The organism is Aeromonas bestiarum (genome assembly GCF_000819745.1).
Taxonomy (GTDB): Bacteria; Pseudomonadota; Gammaproteobacteria; order Enterobacterales; family Aeromonadaceae; genus Aeromonas; species Aeromonas bestiarum.
Map to the genome: position 1 here is coordinate 156,398 of NZ_CDDA01000012.1, position 18,954 is coordinate 175,351.

Consider the following 18,954-nt stretch of genomic DNA (forward strand, 5'->3'; position numbering starts at 1 on the left):
TCAATCTGGCTTGAACATGGCGATCATGTAGTCCTTGGCGCTCTCGACCTTGCCAAGCTGGATGGCTGCGGCCGGATCCACACCCTTGGGGCAGACATCGGAGCAATAACCCACGAAGGTACAACCCCAGACACCCTCGTCCTGGCTGATGATCTTCATCCGCTCTTTGGACGCGCTGTCGCGGTTGTCGGCGTTGTAGCGATAGGCCAGTGCCAGTGCCGCCGGACCGGTGAACTTCTTGTTGATGCCATACTGCGGGCAGGCCGCGTAGCACAGACCACAGTTGATGCACATGGAGAACTGGTGATACTTCGCCATGTCGGCCGGGGTCTGGGTGTACTCGCCCTCACACAGGCTGCGCGGTTCGCTCGGGATGATGTAGGGCTTGATGCTCTCCAGCTTCTCGATGAAATCGGACATGTCGACCACCAGATCGCGCTCGATCGGGAAGTTGTTGAGCGGCTCGATTTTCATCTTGCCCGGCAGATAGTCACGCAGGAAGGTCTTGCAACCCAGCTTGGGAATACCGTTGACCATCATGCCGCAGGAGCCGCAGATCGCCATGCGGCAGGACCAGCGGAAGCTCAGGGTGGAGTCGAGCTGATCCTTGATGTATTGCAGCGCATCCAGCAGGGACATCTCTTTCAGATAAGGCACCTGGAAGGTCTGCATCCAGGGCTCGTTGTCCTGCTCAGGGCGATAACGCAGGATTTCAATTTCGATCATCTCAGCCATTCTTCTTAGCCTCGTCTTGTTTCTCACCCTCGGAACCGTATACGCGTTTTGCCGGTTGGGATTTAGTGATCTTCACATCGGAGTAATCGATGGTCGGGGCGCCTTCCTGGTTGTAGAAGGAGAGGGAGTGCTTGAGGTAGTTCACGTCATCCCGCTCTTCATAACCGTCCAGACGCTGGTGGGAACCGCGGGACTCTTTCCGGTTGATGGCGGAATGTGCCATGGCTTCGGCCACGTCCAGCATGTAGCCCAGTTCGATGGCGTACAGCAGATCCGTGTTGAAGACAGAGGACTTGTCGTTGATCTTGACCTTCTTGTAACGGGCTTTCAGCTCGTTGATCTTGTCGATGGTGCCCTGCATCAGCTCTTCGGTACGGTAGATACCGACACCGGCTTCCATGGACATGCCCAACTCGTTGCGGATATCGGCCGGGTTTTCGGTGCCGTCTATGTCCATCAGCGAGAGGTGTTGCTTGATCAACTGCTCGGCCTTGGCGGCCAGTGCCTGGGTGTCGCCGTGCGCCTGGGTCTTGGCGAATTCACCGGCGTGCTCGCCCGCTACCTTGCCGAATACCACTATCTCGGACAGGGAGTTGGAGCCCAGACGGTTGGCGCCGTGCAGACCGACGGAGGCACACTCGCCCAGGGCGTAGAGGCCCGGCATGCGGGTGGCGCACTGACCGTTGGTCTCGATACCACCCATGGTGTAGTGGGCGGTCGGACGTACCGGGATAGGTTCCTTGACCGGATCCACACCCACGTAGGCCTTGGCCAGTTCGCAGATGAAGGGCAGACGCTCTTTCAGGTACTTCTCGCCGAGGTGGCGCAGATCGAGGTGAACCACGTCGCCCATGGGGCCCTGGATCACGCGGCCTTTCTGCTGCTCCTGCCAGAATGCCTGGGAGAGACGATCGCGCGGACCCAGCTCCATGTGTTTGTTCTTCGGCTGGCCGACCGGAGTTTCCGGGCCCAGGCCGTAGTCTTGCAGGTAGCGGTAACCATCCTTGTTGACCAGGATGCCGCCTTCACCACGACAACCTTCGGTCATCAGTATGCCGGTGCCCGGCAGACCGGTCGGGTGATACTGAACGAACTCCATGTCGCGCAGCGGCACGCCGTGGCGGTAGGCCAGCGCCATGCCGTCACCTGTGACTATGCCACCGTTGGTGTTGTAGCGGTAAACGCGACCGGCGCCACCTGTGGCCAGAATGACGGACTTGGCCTGGATGAAGCGGGAGACGCCGTTCTGGATATCGAAGGTCAGCACGCCTTGCACGCGACCGTCGTCCACGATCAAGTCCATGCAGAAGTGCTCATCGAAGCGCTTGATGCTCGGGTACTTGATGGAGGTCTGGAACAGGGTGTGCAGAATGTGGAAACCGGATTTGTCTGCCGCGAACCAGGTCCGCGGGATCTTCATCCCGCCGAAACGACGCACGTTGGCCTTGCCGTCCGGCTTGCGGCTCCAGGGGCAACCCCAGTGCTCCAGCTGGATCATCTCGTTGGTGGCGTTGTTGACGAAGTAGTCGACTACGTCCTGCTCACACAACCAGTCGCCACCGGATACGGTGTCGTTGAAGTGGTTTTCGAGGGAGTCATCATCACGGACAACACCGGCGGCACCGCCTTCTGCGGCCACTGTGTGGCTGCGCATCGGGTAGACCTTGGAGATCAGGGCGATGTCCAGATCCGGGTGTGCTTCTGCTATGGCGATTGCGGCACGCAGGCCACCACCACCGGCACCGATGATGGCGACATCGGTCTTGATAATATCCACATCTGCCTCCTTAGGGATAGATTTGCTGGGCACGATTTTGCTCTATGAAAAAAATTCAGGCTTGATGCAAGTCAAACTGGTTTGTTTTAGTGCTTGGCAATGGTGACTTTTATCAAAATCACCCCATTCCATGGATGAAAACGCCGTAATTATCGCCATCCTTCAGTTATCGGTATCAGCCGCTGTCATTGCTATGGTTATTTTAAGCTCAGGATTATACGTAGTTTTCTTTCAAAAAAATGAGAAACACCTCTCTTTTTAGGTATTACCCATAAAGTTTTTAAGTTTTTTATCAAAAATATTTAATAAGAATTATTCACGGATTGGCTAATGGTGCTGATGGATTCAAAAAACTAATCCGAATGTCGATCGTGATGCGTTGTTTTATGACGAGATACCGCTTCGTATGAGAATTTTCATCCCCATAGTCCCGATCGTTGATGTGGTAATAACTATTGAAACAAAAGCATTTTTTCATAAAAAAAGGGGCCTGTGTGGCCCCTTTGATTTGCGCCGATCAGATGCGGAACATGCCGACCTGGTTGCTCAGTTCACCTGAAATATTTTTAAGTTGTTCAGACAGATGGCGAGAACTGTCGGCGTCGACCGCCAGTTCGTCCGACACATCCTTGACCGCTTGGATGTTGCGGCTCACCTCGTCGGTCACGGCGCGCTGCTCCTCGGCGGCGCTGGAGATCTGGGTGGCCATGTCGGAGATCTGGTTGATGGAGGCGGTGATCTGCTCCAGCGCCTGCGTAGCATCGTTCGCATCTTCCACGCTGTTCTGGGCCAGCAGCTGGCCTTCGTGCATGGTACTGACAGCGCCCTGGGTGTTGCGCTGCAGCGTCTCTATCATGCTGCGGATCTCGACGGTGGAGCTGTGGGTTCGCTGTGACAGCACCCGCACCTCGTCGGCCACCACGGCAAAGCCACGACCCTGTTCACCGGCCCGCGCAGCCTCGATGGCGGCGTTCAGTGCCAGCAGGTTGGTCTGCTCGGCTATGCCCTGGATGGTGGAGAGTATGGTGTTGATCTCCTGCGCGTTCTTCTCCAGTTCCTGAATGATGCCGGAGGCCTGTTTGACCTGGGTGGCGAGATCCGTGATGGAGCGCTGGTTGCGGGCTATGACCTGCTTGCCATGATCACAGCTGCTGGAGGAGCTGCGGGCCGCATCTGCGGTCTGTTCGGCGTTGCTGGCCACCTCCACCGCGGTGGCGGACATCTCGTGCACCGCGGTGGCGATCTGGGAGATCTCGTTTTGCTGGCGAGCCAAGCCCTGGCTGGATTTCTCCGCCATGTTGTGGGAGGACTTGGCCTGCTGGTTCAGTTGGCCGGAGGAGTTGGAGATATCCTGCACCATCACGTGGATGCGATCGATGAAGGTGTTGACGTGCTTGGCCACGACCCCCACTTCGTCTTCACGCTCTATCTTGACGCGGCGAGTCAGGTCACCGTTGCCGCGAGAGAGGTCGGCGATGGCCTCCCCCAGGGTTTTCAGCGGAGCCAGGGAGCCGTTGATGGCCACATAGGAGAAGCCGGCCACGATGAGAATGGTGAGCAGGCCTTGCAACAGGGCGGAAGTGACCATGCGGGACACGGACTGATAGGCAACCGCCTCATCCACCACTATGCCGAAATACCAGTTGGTGTTGGGGATCTCGGTCAGGTCGAACACGCTGGGTTTGCCGCTGATCTCCATCTCGGAGATGGTGTTGTCATGGGCCAGCTCGTTGACCTTGGCGGCGGTCAGATCCGGGGAGATGGCGGTCGCCTGTTTGAGGGCCAGCTCCTTGTCCGGGTGGGCTATGATGGTGCCATTGCTGTCCACCAGGATGGCGTAGGTGCCTTCCGAGTTGATGGCCAGCACATCGCGTACCAGGGCGTCGATGGAGACGTCACCGGCGATCACCCCCTGGGTATTGCCGCGGGTGAAGGGCTCGGCGATGGTGATGATGAGTTGACCCGTGGTGATGTCGGCGTAGGGCGCCGTGATGGCGAGCTTGCCGGCAGCCATGGCGTCCTTGTACCAGGGGCGCTGACGGGGGTCATAGCCGGCCGGCAGATTGGTCGGCTTGCTCTGGATCATCTTGCCATCTTTCGTGCCCGCATAGACCAGATCGAAGTTGCCGGCATTCATGGATTGGGCCAGATGGCTGATGGGTTCGTCTTCCTTGGTGAAGGCCTCCTTGGTGGAGGTGACCATGCTGATCCGGGCATCCAGCCAGCGGGAGATGCCTTTCACATTGGCAGCCGAGCTGTCGTCGATGAAACTCCAGATAAGGCGTTGGGTTTCGCTTCTCAGTTGGGAGGTGTTGTACCAGACCTGCAGGCCTGTGATGACCAGGATAATGACCCCGATGGCGAGGACAAGCTTGTTCTTGATGGATAAGTTCATATTTACATCCTTGTGAGCGTCAGTCTGCGATGTGTCGTTTTATTGTTATGAGCCAACTGTTATCGGCCAAAGTCGAACTTTTTGTATCCCGGTGCGCACTTAAATTTATAGCCTAAATCAGCGTTTATCGATCTCCTGCCGAAATAATGAGTCCGATCAGGCCGCAGTAAGGAAGCGGTCCGGCCGGTTGGTAAATATCCCGTCCACCCCCATGGCGGCCAGTACCGTCAGGTCGGCAGTGTGATCGACCGTATAGACCAGCACCTTCAATCCCCGTCGATGGGCATCCATGACCAGTGCTTCGTCGACAAAGTCCAGGTCGCAGTTGAGCGACCAGGCTCCGAGCTCGGCCGCAAACTTGGCGAGAGTGAGTGGAATGGTGGAAGTCAGAGCCCCCAGCCGGATCTCGGGCCGCAAGGCGGCAAAGCGGGCCAGCTCAGGATGGTGAAAGGAGGAGACGACCCAGTGCGCTGGCGTGAAGCCGAGCTCCGCCTCAGCACGCCGGGTCAGTCGGGCCACCTCGTCGGCTGTTTGTGCCCCTTTCAGCTCGATATGCAGCTCGGCCTTGCCGGCGATGGCTTCCATCACCTGCCACAGGGTCGGGATAGGCTCTCCTTCCCCCGCATCAAGTCCCGCCAGATAGGCACGGGATTGCGCCGTCAGCACGCCGCCGCCGTTCGTGCAACGCTCCAGTCGCCGGTCGTGGAAGACCCACAGCTCGCCGTCGGCCCGCTGTACATCTATCTCTATGGCCTGGGCGCCCAGTGTCAGCGCCAGCCGGATGGCCTTGAGGGTATTTTCCGGCGCCAGCCCGCTGGCGCCGCGATGGGCGATGATCTGCATGATATGGCTCCTGTTGCGCCTCGATCAGGCACGGCTCAGTCGAATGTCGATCTGCTGGTGCGGCAGCCCCAGCCCCTGTTGTTGCAGCTTCTCCAGCACCAGCGAGTGGACCTCGTGAGTGATGGGCATGCGGTGATCCATGCTGTTCACATAGAGCCGGATCTCGTAGATCAGCGCCGAGTCGGTGAATTCGATCAGGAATACCTCGGGGGAGGGGGTCTCCAGCACCAGGGTAGAGGCCCGGATCGACTCTTCCAGAATGGTCTGTACCCGCCTGGGTTCCTGGGTCAGGCCGATGCGGATGCGCAGCCGTACCCGGGTGATGGCATCGGACAGGGACCAGTTGATGAACTGCTCTGTGATGAAGGCCTTGTTGGGGACTATGATCTCCTTCCTGTCCCAATCCACTATGGTGGTGGCGCGGGTCTTGATCTTGGTGACGGTGCCGGTCAGTTCGCGGATGGTGACTGTGTCGCCGAGCCGGATCGGTTTCTCGAACAAAATGATGAGACCCGAGACGAAGTTGGCGAAGATCTCCTGGAGGCCGAAACCCAGGCCGAGAGAGAGCGCCGCCACCATCCACTGCGCCTTGGACCAGTCGATGCCGAGGATGGAGAAACCGCTCAGCGCCCCCACCACCAGCACTATGTATTTGGTGACAGTGGTGATGGCAAAGCCGGTGCCGGGGGAGAGGCTCAGGTGCTGGAGCAGGGTCAGCTCCATCAGGCCAGGCAGGTTGCGGGCCGTGACCACGGTCAGGATGAAGGTAAACGCCGTCAGCATCAGATCCTGCAATGTGATGGCGGAAAGCTGCTCTATGCCGCCAATCTTGCTGGTGACCTGCCACACCTCTATGCTGCGCAGGAAGCTGAACGCCGAGTTGAGTTCGGACCACTGCACCACCACCAGCATGGTGAAGCCCAGCATAAGCAGGGTGCGCACCAGCCCCAGCGACTGGGCGCTGATGGTATCCAGATCCAGCTCGGTATCTTCCACCACGTCCGGGATCTCCGAACTGAGCTCGTCGTGCCCCTCCTCCCGGCCGCGCTGGGCCAGTATCTCGGCCCGCTTGCTCTTGGCCCGCTCGAAGGCGAGACGGCGGCGCTGGATCAGCATCCAGCGGTGCGCCAGATAGTAGACGAGCAGGCAGCCAAGCCCCATCAGCAGGCTCAGCTCCAGCTGGCGCAGCAGGATGCGCGAGGTGTAGAAGTAGCCGAGCAGGGAGCCGATCACCGCCAGCAGCGGGGCCAGCATCAGGCTGTTCCAGATGAAGTGGTGCAGCAAATGCGGCTTGGTCATGTCGGCCTGGCCCCAGGTGAGCGGCAGCCGCTCCCGGTTGAGACGGGCGAAGAACAGCAGCAGCCAGAGGGCGCCGACGATGAAGGCCATCCGGCCGAGGGAGTCGTAGAAGGCGTGATCCTGATAGCTGTTGGCCATGCCCTGCACGAAGAAGCTCGGGATGATCACCAGCAGCAGGGTACGAAACTGGCTCCACACCTTCTGCACCCGCTCCTTCTGCCAGCGAAAATGGAGGATCAGGATCCCCTTCTCCAGCGTCAGGTGACGCGCCATCAAGAGTGCCAGCAGCAGGAACCAGATCTCGCCGAGACCGCGGGCCACCGCCACCGCGAACGGATATTGCCAGGCGCCGTCGAGCAGGCCGCGCACCATCAGCACCATGGCGGGCAGGGGCAGGGAGGCGAGCAGGGAGCGCATCAGCAGCCGGCTGGTGAGGCTGAACTTGTCCTGGGTCACCTTGCCGATACGGGGCGCTATGTGCTGGCTGTATTGGGTCAGATGGCGGGCCAGCTTGAACCAGCACCAGGCCAGCACCAGGATGCCGATGCCGGCGAAGGTGAGGGTGATGGGGTTGTTCTCGGCGATGGCCCGGGGCAGTTGCAACCAGTTGACCGGGTTGAGGGCGAGGCCGAGAGCCGCCGGTACCCCGAGCAGCACGGCCGGGGTGAGCGGGCGCACGTCCGGCATCCAGAACAGGTGGCTGGCACTGAGATCGCGGATCTCGTCGATCTTGCTGTTCTGGCGACTGTAGAGCAGCTTGAGCCGGGTCTGTTCCTGGATCAGGCTGTCGGAGGCGTCGTTGAGCCGGGTCAGCAGTTGCCGCCTGGCCTTGAGCAGGTTGTCGAGCACCGCCTGCTGGGCGCGGTCGAGGGCCATCTCATCGGTGGCCATCAGCTGCTCGCGTAGCTGGCGCGGATCCTTGAGCGCGTCCTGCTCCGTCTCGTACTGGTACTTGGCCATGCGCGCGTTGACGATGGCGGATTCCAGCTTGTCTAGCGGGAAGTAGGCCGGCAGATCCGAGAGCTTGCTGCGCAGGTTCTCGCCGTAGGCATTGCTGATCTGCAGCCACTCCAATTGCTCCCGCACCGAGTTGACCAGATCGTTCAGGGTCGAGAGGTTCTTGTCGATGGCCCTCTGATCGTCCTGCACCCGCTCTATCTGATCTTCCAGCGCACCGAGCTGGATGGAGAGCGCCTGGTTCTGCTGTTGCTGTTCCAGCAGCAGCGGCATGTCGGAGGTGAGCTGCTTGCGCAGCCGCTCGCTCTCCGCCAGCGCCAGCTCCGTCTTCTCCCGTCGCAACTGGTTCTGCTGGTTGAGCAGGCTGGTCTGCCACTCGTCCTCGTCGGTGATGGCGAGGTTGAGCTCCTGCAGCTTCAGCTTGCCGAGATCGTTGCGCTGCTGGGCGGAGAGCTGCTCCAGCTCCAGCATCTGGATCCGGTCGGACAGGCTCTGCTCCTTGAGGCGGGTGACCAGTTGCTGGGCCTCCTGCTGGCGATCCGATTCGCTGCTGAAGCTGAGCCGATCGAGCAGGGTGCGGGTCTGCTGCAACTGCTTGCGCAGCTCGTCGACCCGCAGGTGATACTCCTGGCCCGTGCTCTCCAGCTGGTTGAGGCTGTCCATCACAGCCTGGCGCTCCTTGCGCAGGTTGAGCTGGCGGTTGCTGCTCAGGCCTATGGCCTGGCGCAGCGGCTCCTCCTTGAGGGAGGAGAGCGGCGGGCGAGACTGGGGCTGATAGTTGTGCAGGCTCTCCTTGAGGCGGGCCGACTCCTTGGGGTAGTCGATGAGGATCTGCTGATAGGCCTTGCCCTGCTCGCGATAGCGCTGGGCTTCCCGGGCAAATTGCAGCGCCTGCTGATAACTTTCCCGCAACTTCTGGTTTTCCGGGCTGTCGGTCTTGGGCACGCTCTGCAGCAGCTCCTCCACCTGGGTGATGGCGTCATTGGCCTGAGCGAATGCAGGGGAGAGGCAGAGGGAGAGCAGCAGCAGGGAGAGCAGGCGTTGCAACATGGCGCACGTTTCCGTTCATGAGAGGTCGCCCTAGCCTAAAGCAGGGGCCGAGGCGGGTAAAGTTTTCCATATTAATGATTTGTAACATAAATAACGGGCGATCCGGACCTTGTTTGGCTATTATTCCGGCCGTTTTCCCCTCCTTAGAGCATCTTATGTCAGCAGTCGATCTGGGCACGGCCCCCCTTTCCCGCCTGTTTTGGCGCTACGTCACGCCGACCGTGGCCGCCATGCTGGTCACCGGTATCTATGTCACCATAGACGGCATCTTCGTCGGCCATATCCTGGGCCAGGACGGGCTGGCGGGCATGATGCTGGCGTATCCCATCTGCGCCGTGCTCTATGCGGTGGGGGCGCTGATCGGCATGGGTTCCTCGTCGCTCGCCTCCTTCTACCTCGGCAAGGGGGAGCAGGCGAAGGCGCGCCACATAGTCGGCAATGCGCTGGTGATGGTGCTGCTCGCTTCGGCCGTGCTCGCCTTTATCGGCATCAATTATGGGGATGAGATGCTGGCCTGGATGGGGGCCGAGGGGCTCATATTCGACGCAGGGCTCGCCTATCTGCAGTGGTACGCCTGGCTCGGAGTATTTGCCGTGCTCTCCATGGCGTTCACCGCCCTGCTGCGCAATGACGGACGACCCGGTCTCGCTACCTGGATCCTGGTGGGCGGCGGCGTACTCAACGTCTTGCTCGATTACCTGCTGATGGCGGTCGTCCCCTGGGGCCTGGCGGGGGCGGCCATCGCCACCATGCTCTCCCAGGCGGTGACCGGCGGCCTCTGTCTGTGGCACTTCTTCACCCCGCGCAGCCAGTTGCGCATTCGCTGGGATACGCTGGTACCGGACTGGCGACTGATGCGGGAGACGCTGCGGCTCGGGGTATCGAGCTTTCTGATGTACCTCTACCTGTCGGTGGTGCTGGCGCTGCACAACAAGGCGCTGCTGGCGGTGGGCAGCTCGCTGCACGTGGCCGCCTATGGCGTCATCAGCTACAGCGAGGCCTTCTTTTATCTCATCTTCGAGGGGATCGCCATGGGCATACAGCCCATCGCCAGCTTCAACGCGGGGGCGGGCAACTGGCAACGGGTGCTGCGGGTGCGCAACCTGGCGCTGGGCGTCACCCTGCTGGTGGCGCTGTGCGGCATGATCCCGCTCTATCTGTGGCCGGAAGGGGTGGTCTATCTGTTTGCCGGCGACAACGCGGCCCTCTTGCCGGTGGCGAGCCTCGGCATCTGGCTCTATTTCTGGGGCCTGCCGATGGAAGGACTGTTGCTGGTGGGGGCCACCTACTTCCAGGCCATCAACCGGGCCCGCATCGCCTCCCTGCTCACCGGCGGCAAGCTGGTGCTGATCGGCGGCTTCCTGTGGGGCTTCTCCTCCCTGTGGGGGGTGGCCGGGGTCTGGCTGGCATTGCCGACTTGCAGCACTGTGCTGGTGCTGGTGATGTGGTGGGCCATGCGCAAGGAGGCCGGCCTGCACGCGGCTGCTTGATACGCCGTCATCCGTCCATGAAAAAGGCAGCCAAGGCTGCCTTTTTCGTTTTATCCGGCCTGCTCATCACAGCAGATGGACGGGATTGGCTGTCTCGAGTCAGGGCTTGAAGGCGCCGATGAAGATGGCGGGATCGACCCGGGCGTCGTTGAGGCTGACGTTCCAGTGCATGTGGGGGCCGGTGGCGCGACCGGTGGCACCGACCCGGCCGACTATGCCGCCGCGGGGCAGGGTCTGGCCCAGTTTCACATCGATCTTCGACATGTGGCAGAACATGCTGATCAGCCCCTGGCCGTGGTCGACGAAGACGGTGTTGCCATTGAAGAAGTAGTTGCCGATCAGGATCACCTTGCCCGCCGCTGGTGACTTGATGGGGGTGCCGGCACCGACCGCGAAGTCGAGGCCTGAGTGGGGATTGCGCTCTTCGCCGTTGAAGAAACGGCGCAGGCCGAACGGGCTGGAGAGCGGGCCCTGCACCGGTTTGTCGAACAGCAGGTTGCTGGGCTGGGCAGGGCTGAAGGTTTGATAGGCCAGGGTCTGCTCCGCCAGTTCGCGGTTGATGCGGGTCATGTCTTTGGCCAGCGGGTTGACCTGGCGGCTGTTTTTGAGCTTGATGTGCTGCTCGCGGTAGTGCTTGTTGCCGACCGTGAAGCCGAGGGTGCGACCATCATTCACCGTCAGGGTATGAGCCCCTGGCTGGCTTTTGAGGGGAATGCCGACGATGGCGATCCAGCGGCGATCCTCTTCCCGCACCACCAGCACGGGCTTGTCCTGATAACGGGCGGCGGGGGCCTGCGCTGCATTGCCAAGCGGCACCACAGCAACGCCGCCCGGCACCGGATGGTTGAGCAGACGGCTGAGAAATCCCTCGGCGAGGGCACACTGGCTGGCCAGCAGCAACAAGATACAACAAACGACTCTCATGACGGTTCCACGTTATGGGTTGGGTCAAACGAACCAGGGCAAGGGCATCAGGACGCGGGCTGGAAGCGCTGATAGATGGCTTCCATCTGGACCGACACCTCCTGGCGTACCAGATCCAGCTCCAGCATGTCCTGCACGACTTTCAGCTGGCTCGGGTTGAGGAAGGCGCGGCTGCTCTCCAGCACGCGCTGGGTATAGGCTTTCTGGTTCTCCAGATAGGTGCCGGCATCGCCACTCTCCTGCTGGGCCAGTTGCTGGTTGGCATCGCTCAGCAGACGCGTCAGGGATTGGCGCTGGGTCGGGGCCAGCAGCTCGCCGCGCTCCGCCAGTCGGCCCTGGATCTCCAGCAGGCGGTTGATGTCGCCCGAGTAGAGCTCCTGTTCCAGCCGGGTGCGGGTGTCGTCACCCAGCAGGTTGCTGATGTTGCTCCAGATGCGCTGGCTCTCCTGCTCGTAGGCATCGGGGTGATCGAAACCGAGGCGATAAAGTTCGCGCAACTGCTCCTGTACCTGAGCGCGCACGTCCTCCACCACGTCCAGCCGATCGAACACTGTAGTGAGCTGGCTGCCCTGCTCGGCATCGTAGAGCCGCTCTATCAGCACAGAGCCTTCGCTCGACTGGCTCCACTGGCTGATGGCGGCCTCCAGCTCCGGATTGGGGGCCATGGCCTCCTGCGCGGGGGCGGGCTCACCTTGCGCTCCCTTGCCGGGCAGCTTGGCCATCAGGTTCTGACTGGCGCTCTGGCTGGCTGCTGTGTCGCACTGGGCCAGGGCTGGGCCGTCGGCGGCGTCGGGTTGCGGCTGGGGCGCTGGGGGGGCGGATTGATCCTGCCATTGCCAGAGGTTGAGCAGCAAGGAGGCCAGCAGGATCGGCGCCAGATGAAGTGTACGCATCTTGGATTCTCTTGAATAAGTGAATGCCCCTGGTGCGGGGGTCTCTTATGATAACCGTAACGCCTGATACAAGCAGCCCTGACGTGCGAAGCAGCAACCGGCGATCGTCTGCCATTGAGTCAGCCGGCCCATGGCTCTAGAATCGGCAGCCAGCCCGTCATCATCTGAGGAAACGTTATGAATGGATTGTCCCCCTTGCGCGCCGAGCCCGCCCGTCACCCTATCGGGCGTGGCTGGGTCTGGGTGCGATCCGGCTTCGATATTTTCAACAAGGGCATGGGCGTCAGTGTCGCCATGGTCCTGATCTGGTTCGCGGTCGGCCTGCTGCTGGAGCGTCTGCCGGCGGGCGGCCTCATCTCCCAGTTGCTCTACATGGTGTGGGGCGCGGGCTGGGTGGTGGTGGCCCAGCGCGGCTACGAGGGCAATCAGCTCAAGTTTGCAGACTTCTTCGCCGGGTTTCGCAACAAGCTGACACCGCTGATGCTGGGTGGCCTGCTGGTGCTGGCTCTGTTTACCCTGATCGGACTCATCTGCCTCGGGTTGCTCTCCATGTGGGGGTTGACCTCCCTGCTGACTCAGGATCCCGAGTCCATGGTGGTGAGCGTGGCGCAGGTGCAGGGGCTGCTGCTCTGCCTGTTGCTGGGGCTGGCACTGCTGATCCCGGTGTTGATGGCTATTACCTTCGCGCCCGCCCTCATCTATTTCCACGATGTCGGCATATTGCAGGCCGCCAAGCTCAGCTTCAAAGGTTGCCTGACCAACATGTGGCCCTTCTTCTGGTGGGGACTGATCGCCGCCGGGCTGATGCTGTTTGGCGCCGCCCTGATGTTGATCGGCCTGCTGGTGGTGATACCGGCCCTCAACTACTCCATCTATGTGGCGTACCGGGACATCTATCTGGATGTGTCGCAGGAGGCGCCGTCCGAGGCTCCGCTGACCGGCTTCGAAGCCTGATCCGGATGCGGGTAATCGGATGTCATGAACAATAAGGGGCCTGCGGGCCCCTTTTGCATGGTGGCGTTACTCCTGCCACATGGGATCGGCCGCCATGCGTACCACCAGGAAATCGAGGAAGCTGCGCAGTAGGGGCGACATCTGCTTGCGGGTGCCATAGACACCGTAGACCCCGAGGTGCTTGGGTTGCCATGCCTCGAGCAGGGGCACCAGGGCACCACTCTCCAGCTGGGATTGCACCGAGTAGCGGGGCTGCATGCTGATGCCGGCGCCACCCAGGGTCGCCTCCAGCAGCAGGTTGGATATGTTGGCACTGAGATTGCCGCTGACCGGCACGGATTCAGGTCCGGCGGGTCCCTGAAACTCCCACAGGCTCTTGCCGAAATAGGTGTAGGTGAGGCAGTTGTGCAGGGCGAGATCCTGCACCTTGTGCGGTGTCGGGTGTCTGGCCAGATAGGCCGGGCTGGCACAGACCACTGAGTGGCAGGTGCCGAGCCGGCGGGCCACCAGGTTGGGATCCAGATCATTGGTGATGCGAATGGCCAGATCGATCCGCTCCTCCACCAGGTTGACGGTGCGGTCCAGCAGCAGGATGTCGATGGCGGTGCCCGCATACTGGGCCAGATAGTCGTTGGCGGCCCCCACCAGCAGGGCTTCGGAGATTGAGTAGCTGCTGGTGATGCGCAGTTGTCCCTTGGGCGCCTCATCGCCGCGGATGGCGATCTGTTCCATCTCCTCCCCCAGTGCCAGCATGGCCCTGGCGCGGTTCAATGCCTCTTCCCCCGGGCCTGTCAGGCTCAACCGCCGGGTGGTGCGGTGCAGCAGACGGGCCCCCATCCACTGCTCCAGTTCAGCCAGGTAGCGCGTCACCATGGCGCGCGACATCTCCAGCTTCTCCCCGGCGCCGCTCAGGCTGCCCTGTTCGACAACACTGACAAAGACCCTTAATGCGGTCAGTCGATCCATGTGCAGGCCCTCTATATGCTCGATTAATGCAACAGTTATGCGCTTATTATGCTGTATTTGTACCGTTAATGATCCAATAAACTGTGTCCATCTGATGAACCCCTGATGACTTGATGAGGAATACCCGATGAACAACACCCTGATCCGCAACCTGACCCTGGCCACCACCCTGCTGAGTGGCGCCGCTATGGCAGCTCCCCTGACAGTGACTGTCTACAACCCGGGCGAGAAGGCCATCTTCCCTGTCTCCTCTTCCCTGGTGGCCGGTGACAAAGAGGCCATTCTGATCGATGCCCAGTTTGATGTGAAAAATGGCCAGGCGCTGGTCGACATGATCAAGCAAAGCGGCAAGCAGCTGACAACCGTCTATATCAGCGCGGGTGATCCCGACTTCTACTTCGGTCTGGAGCCCATCATGAAGGCGTTTCCGAAAGTCAAAGTCCTGGCGGACCAGCATGTGGTCGACCACATCAACAAGACCAAGGATGACAAGCTGACCTATTGGGGACCCATCCTGGGCGCAGGTGCACCCAAAGCCCTGACGGTACCGGAAGTGATGACCGCCTCTTATCTGACCCTCGAAGGCGAGAAGATCGAGATCAAGGAGATGAACACGCCGACCGCTTACCTGTGGGCGCCGTCCATCAAGACAGCATTGGGTGGTGTGCCCGTCTACAGCGGCGTGCACGTCTGGATGGCGGACAGCCAGACCAAGGAAGCCCGCGCTCACTGGGTGAAGACCCTCAACGAGCTGCTGGCCATGAAACCCGAGCGTGTCGTGCCAGGCCACTTCCTGGGGACTGCGCCCAAGGGTACCGAAGCCGTGACCTTCACCCGTGACTATGTCCAGCGCTTCGAGCAGGAGCTGGCCAAGTCCAAAAACTCCGGCGAGCTGATTGAAGGCCTGAAGAAAGCCTTCCCGTCCCTGCCGGTAGACGATGGTCTGGCCATAGGTGCCAAGGTCAACACCGGTGAAATGAAGTGGTAATTGCCTGACGCCTGCTTCCCTGTGTTTTTTTACCGGGCCCTTGGGCCCGGTTTTTTTAGCCAAACAATCGAGAATGAATCACATGAACGAGACAAGCCTGCATTATGTATACGACCCCCTCTGCGGCTGGTGCTATGGCGCTGCCCCCTTGCTGCAAGCGGCGGCCGGGATCCCCGGTCTTCACATAGAGCTGCATGCCGGCGGCCTCTGGCTGGGCGAGCGTCGTCAGCCCATGGGGCAGGCCCTGCGTGACTACGTCCGCCCTCATGACGAGCGGATCCAGGCCCTGACTGGCCAGCCCTTCGGTGAGGATTATTTCAACGACTTGCTGCTGCGCGATGGCCTGCTGCTCGACTCGGAGCAACCCATCCGCGCCATACTGGCGATGTCGGCGTTGGGCGGCGAGGGGTTGACCCTGCTGCATCGCATCCAGCAATCCCACTATCGCGATGGCATCTGGATAGGTTCCCTCGAGCAGCTGAGCCGCCTGGCGGCGGAGCAGGGCATCGATGCCGCGGTATTTGCAGATGCTTATCAGAACGTGGATCTGGCCGGCCATCTGGCAGCCAGCCAGGGCTGGATGCACCGCCTCGGCGGACAGGGCTACCCGACCCTGGGGTTGGTGCAAGGGGACAAGGTGACGCCGCTGTCCGCCTCTTCCTTCCTGGGCGAGCCGGCGGCCTTTGCCCGCCAGATCCAGGCGGTGATGGGACGCTGAAACCCCGTCTTGTCGATTGGTGGGCGGGATGACAAGCAAACCCAGGCTGAGAGGGACAGATTTTTCCTACCCGCTTGATCCTCATGCTATCCGTGGGCATGACGATATATTGACTAGCGGATAGTTTGAAAATCATCCGCTTGCGATCATCACGCTATGCTCTATGGGGATAGCTCGGGAGTTCGGCTCCACGGGTTTGCGTCTAGCCGCCAAGGATACCAATCATGTTCAAAAATATGTCTATAGGTCAGAAGTTGAGTGCCGGCTTTGCCGTATTGGCCTTGCTGGTGCTGGGGCTTGCGTGGTTTTCCATCACTCAGCTGTCCCGTCTCTACGGTGATACTGAAACCATCTCCGGGAATTTGTTGCCATCGACCCGCTATGCCAGCCAGATGCATGTGGCCATTCTCGATGCCCGTCGCTCCGAGCTGGCTCAGGTCATCGGCGGCCTCAACAAGGATGCCCAGGAGGTCAGTGATCGTACCGCCACCTTTAACAAGGCGAAGCAGGAGTTTGATGCGGCGGCGCAAAAATATGGTTCGCTGCCCTTCAGCACGGATGAAGAGAAGCAGACCTATGAACAATTGCTTGCTGCCGGTGCCAAATACTTCTCCGTGCATGAGGAGTTGGTGACGGCCTTCGCCAATGGCGATCTTGAACGGGTCAAGGGTTTGCGTAAAAACGAGACCCGGGCTGCGCTGGAAGAAGCGGGTGCCAAATCTTATCGCCTGCGTGAGATTAACAATGAGCTGGCGGACGTTATGGTCAAATCAGTCGCCGATCTTTATAGCAGTTCACGCAACATGAGCATCGTCGTGAGTCTGATGACAGTGCTGTTCGTGGTGGTTGTAGCCTGGTTGCTGACCGGCCAGATCCGCAATCCCGTCATGGCCCTGCTGGAGCAGACTCGCAAGGTGTCGGCCGGCGATCTGGCGACTCACCTCGACTTGAGACAGTTCAACAACGACGAGCTGGGTCAGCTGGCCAAAGGCTTTGGCGAGATGCAGGGCAGTCTGCGCAACCTGGTCAGCGAGGTGTCCGGCTCAGTGGTGCAGCTCAGCTCGGCGGCGGAAGAGATCAGCGCCGTGGCCCGTCAATCCGCCACCAACATGAACAATCAGCAGCATGAGCTGAATCAGCTGGCCACCGCCATGAACGAGATGCAGGCCACGGTGCAGGAGGTGTCCCGCAATACCAGCGATGCCGCCAGTGCCGCGACCCAGGCCAGCAGCACGGCCGAGCTGGGGGCTCGCACCGTCAACGACTCCATCAAGCGCATCGAGCAGGTGGCCGGCGCCATCGAGAGCACGGCCGTGGTGATCCGCCAGCTCGGCGATGACAGCCGCAACATCGGCATGGTGCTGGAGGTGATCCGCGGGATAGCCGAACAGACCAACCTGCTGGCGTTGAACGCCGCCATCGAGGCGGCCCGGGCCGGTGAACAGGGTCGTGGTTTCGCCGTGGTGGCCGATGAGGTGCGCACCCTGGCGAAGCGGACTCAGGATTCCACCTCCCAGATCAACACCATCATTGCCGAACTGCAGCAGCGGGCCGAACAGGCCGGCACTACCATGCAGCAGAGCCAGGACATGATGAACTCCACAGTGAGCACGGCGCGGGAGGCGGGAGCGTCCATTTCCGAGATCAGTGGCTCTGTGGAGAGCATCTCCCACATGAACATACAGATTGCGACCGCGACCGAAGAGCAGGGCGCGGTGAGCGAAGAGCTCAACCGCAACGTGGTCAACATCAGCCATGCCTCGGAAGAGGTGGCGGCTGGTGCGACCCAGATGGCTCAGGCCTGCAACGACCTCAACCACCTGGCGACCCAGCTGCAGGAGATGGTACGTCGCTTCCGGGTGTAATGAAGGTTTGACACTCGCCGCTTGAGCGGGCCCGGATCCTGGATCCGGGCCCGTTTTGTTTTTCCATCCGCCTGTCTTTTTCCATTCAGTTACCATCCCTTGTCCCTCCTGTCTTTCTTGGGCATGCTAATGGCCCAATTGGTTGGCAGGATTCTGGATGTATGAACCTTCGCGATCTCGAGTATTTGGTGGCATTGGAAGAGGAGAAGCACTTTCGCAAGGCGGCGGAGCGCTGCTTCGTCAGCCAGCCGACCCTGAGCGGCCAGCTGCGCAAGCTGGAGGACGAGCTGGGGGTGATCCTGATCGAGCGCACCTCCCGCAAGGTGCTGTTTACCCCGGCCGGTGACGCCATGGCCCATCAGGCCCGCAAGGTGCTAAAAGAGGTGCGTGAGCTCAAGAGCATAGGCCAGCACTTCGCCGAACCCATGTCCGGCGAGATCCATATCGGTTTCATTCCCACCGTCGGCCCCTATCTGCTGCCCCATATCATCCAGGATCTGCGCGAGCATTTTCCCAAGCTGGAGTTCTATCTCTATGAGGAGCAGACCCAGGTGCTGCTCAAGCGGCTGGAGGAAGGGGAGCTGGATTGTCTCATCCTCGCCGAACTTGAGGGGATGGAAGGGTTTGGCTCGATTCCCCTCTATCAGGAGCCCATGTGGCTGGCGGTACCGCAGCATCACCCGGAAGCCAGGGCCAAGTCGGTACCGCTCAGCAATCTCAAGGGCAAGAAACTGCTGATGCTGGCCGATGGCCACTGTCTGCGGGATCAGGCGATGGGATTCTGCTTCGCCGCTGGGATCGGTGAGGATCAGCGCTTCAAGGGCACCAGCCTGGAGACGCTGCGCAACATGGTCGCCGCTGGCAGCGGCATGACGCTGGTGCCCAAACTGGCCGTGCCTGCCAATGCGGAGGAAGGGGGGGTCAGCTATCGCCCCGTGATCGACCCGGTGCCGGGCCGTGCCATCTCGTTGCTCTATCGCCACTACTCGGTACGCAGGCCCTGCTTTAACGAGCTGGCTGCCCGTATCTCCAGTCTGATGAAGAGCCTGCTTGGCTGACGGCGACGCATTCGTGGTCACAAAAAGAAAACCGGCGCCTTG

Annotated in this window: 14 protein-coding genes; 6 read left to right on the top strand and 8 right to left on the bottom strand. The window is 60.8% G+C overall.

The genetic code is table 11. The features are described 5' to 3' along the window. The 5 genes from BN1118_RS06725 to mscM all read right to left on the bottom strand — a co-directional run bounded on the left by BN1118_RS06725 (position 1) and on the right by mscM (position 9,056). Positions 1–735 carry a succinate dehydrogenase/fumarate reductase iron-sulfur subunit gene (locus tag BN1118_RS06725; RefSeq protein WP_042867664.1) on the bottom strand — a complete coding sequence of 245 codons (735 nt, stop codon included), beginning with the start codon at positions 733–735 and terminating at the stop codon, positions 1–3. Further along, positions 728–2,512, bottom strand: a complete 1,785-nt coding sequence (gene frdA, locus BN1118_RS06730; RefSeq protein WP_043555131.1) for a fumarate reductase (quinol) flavoprotein subunit — start codon at positions 2,510–2,512, stop codon at positions 728–730. Before frdA ends, BN1118_RS06725 begins: the two co-directional genes overlap by 8 nt. Before the next feature lie 517 nt (positions 2,513–3,029). After that, on the bottom strand, positions 3,030–4,907 hold the full coding sequence (locus BN1118_RS06735; protein WP_043555132.1) for a methyl-accepting chemotaxis protein: 1,878 nt from the start codon (positions 4,905–4,907) through the stop codon (positions 3,030–3,032). Positions 4,908–5,063: 156 nt separating this feature from the next. Further along, positions 5,064–5,750 (bottom strand): glycerophosphodiester phosphodiesterase, encoded by a 687-nt coding sequence (locus BN1118_RS06740; protein ID WP_043555134.1) that lies wholly within the window; start codon positions 5,748–5,750, stop codon positions 5,064–5,066. 24 nt (positions 5,751–5,774) lie between these two features. Next, a complete protein-coding gene (gene mscM / locus BN1118_RS06745) occupies positions 5,775–9,056 on the bottom strand; it encodes a miniconductance mechanosensitive channel MscM (protein WP_043555135.1) in 3,282 nt (1,093 codons plus the stop codon). 155 nt (positions 9,057–9,211) lie between these two features. Between mscM and BN1118_RS06750 the strand changes: the two genes are divergently transcribed. Further along, on the top strand, positions 9,212–10,546 hold the full coding sequence (locus BN1118_RS06750; RefSeq protein WP_043555137.1) for an MATE family efflux transporter: 1,335 nt from the start codon (positions 9,212–9,214) through the stop codon (positions 10,544–10,546). 99 nt (positions 10,547–10,645) lie between these two features. Here the strand turns inward: BN1118_RS06750 and BN1118_RS06755 are convergent, their stop codons facing one another. Further along, positions 10,646–11,470, bottom strand: coding sequence for a M23 family metallopeptidase (locus BN1118_RS06755; RefSeq protein ID WP_043555140.1), 825 nt, complete (start codon positions 11,468–11,470; stop codon positions 10,646–10,648). Between the two features lie 47 nt (positions 11,471–11,517). Next, on the bottom strand, positions 11,518–12,363 hold the full coding sequence (locus BN1118_RS06760) for a hypothetical protein (protein ID WP_043555143.1): 846 nt from the start codon (positions 12,361–12,363) through the stop codon (positions 11,518–11,520). A gap of 177 nt (positions 12,364–12,540) precedes the next feature. Here BN1118_RS06760 and BN1118_RS06765 point away from each other — a divergent pair, with 177 nt between their 5' ends. Next, on the top strand, positions 12,541–13,317 hold the full coding sequence (locus BN1118_RS06765) for a BPSS1780 family membrane protein (protein WP_043555145.1): 777 nt from the start codon (positions 12,541–12,543) through the stop codon (positions 13,315–13,317). A gap of 66 nt (positions 13,318–13,383) precedes the next feature. On the opposite strand, the gene BN1118_RS06770 is transcribed toward BN1118_RS06765, so the two are convergent. Beyond that, positions 13,384–14,283, bottom strand: a complete 900-nt coding sequence (locus tag BN1118_RS06770; RefSeq protein WP_043555146.1) for a LysR family transcriptional regulator — start codon at positions 14,281–14,283, stop codon at positions 13,384–13,386. Between the two features lie 127 nt (positions 14,284–14,410). Between BN1118_RS06770 and BN1118_RS06775 the strand changes: the two genes are divergently transcribed. The 4 genes from BN1118_RS06775 to oxyR all read left to right on the top strand — a co-directional run bounded on the left by BN1118_RS06775 (position 14,411) and on the right by oxyR (position 18,912). After that, positions 14,411–15,271: a Vmh family MBL fold metallo-hydrolase gene (locus BN1118_RS06775; RefSeq protein ID WP_043555148.1), complete on the top strand. Its 861-nt coding sequence runs from the start codon at positions 14,411–14,413 to the stop codon at positions 15,269–15,271. A gap of 82 nt (positions 15,272–15,353) precedes the next feature. Continuing rightward, positions 15,354–15,989 (top strand): DsbA family protein, encoded by a 636-nt coding sequence (locus tag BN1118_RS06780; protein WP_043555150.1) that lies wholly within the window; start codon positions 15,354–15,356, stop codon positions 15,987–15,989. A gap of 224 nt (positions 15,990–16,213) precedes the next feature. Further along, positions 16,214–17,854 carry a methyl-accepting chemotaxis protein gene (locus BN1118_RS06785; protein WP_043135677.1) on the top strand — a complete coding sequence of 547 codons (1,641 nt, stop codon included), beginning with the start codon at positions 16,214–16,216 and terminating at the stop codon, positions 17,852–17,854. Between the two features lie 161 nt (positions 17,855–18,015). Beyond that, positions 18,016–18,912 carry a DNA-binding transcriptional regulator OxyR gene (oxyR, locus tag BN1118_RS06790; RefSeq protein ID WP_043135675.1) on the top strand — a complete coding sequence of 299 codons (897 nt, stop codon included), beginning with the start codon at positions 18,016–18,018 and terminating at the stop codon, positions 18,910–18,912. The last annotated feature ends 42 nt before the right edge of the window (positions 18,913–18,954 follow it).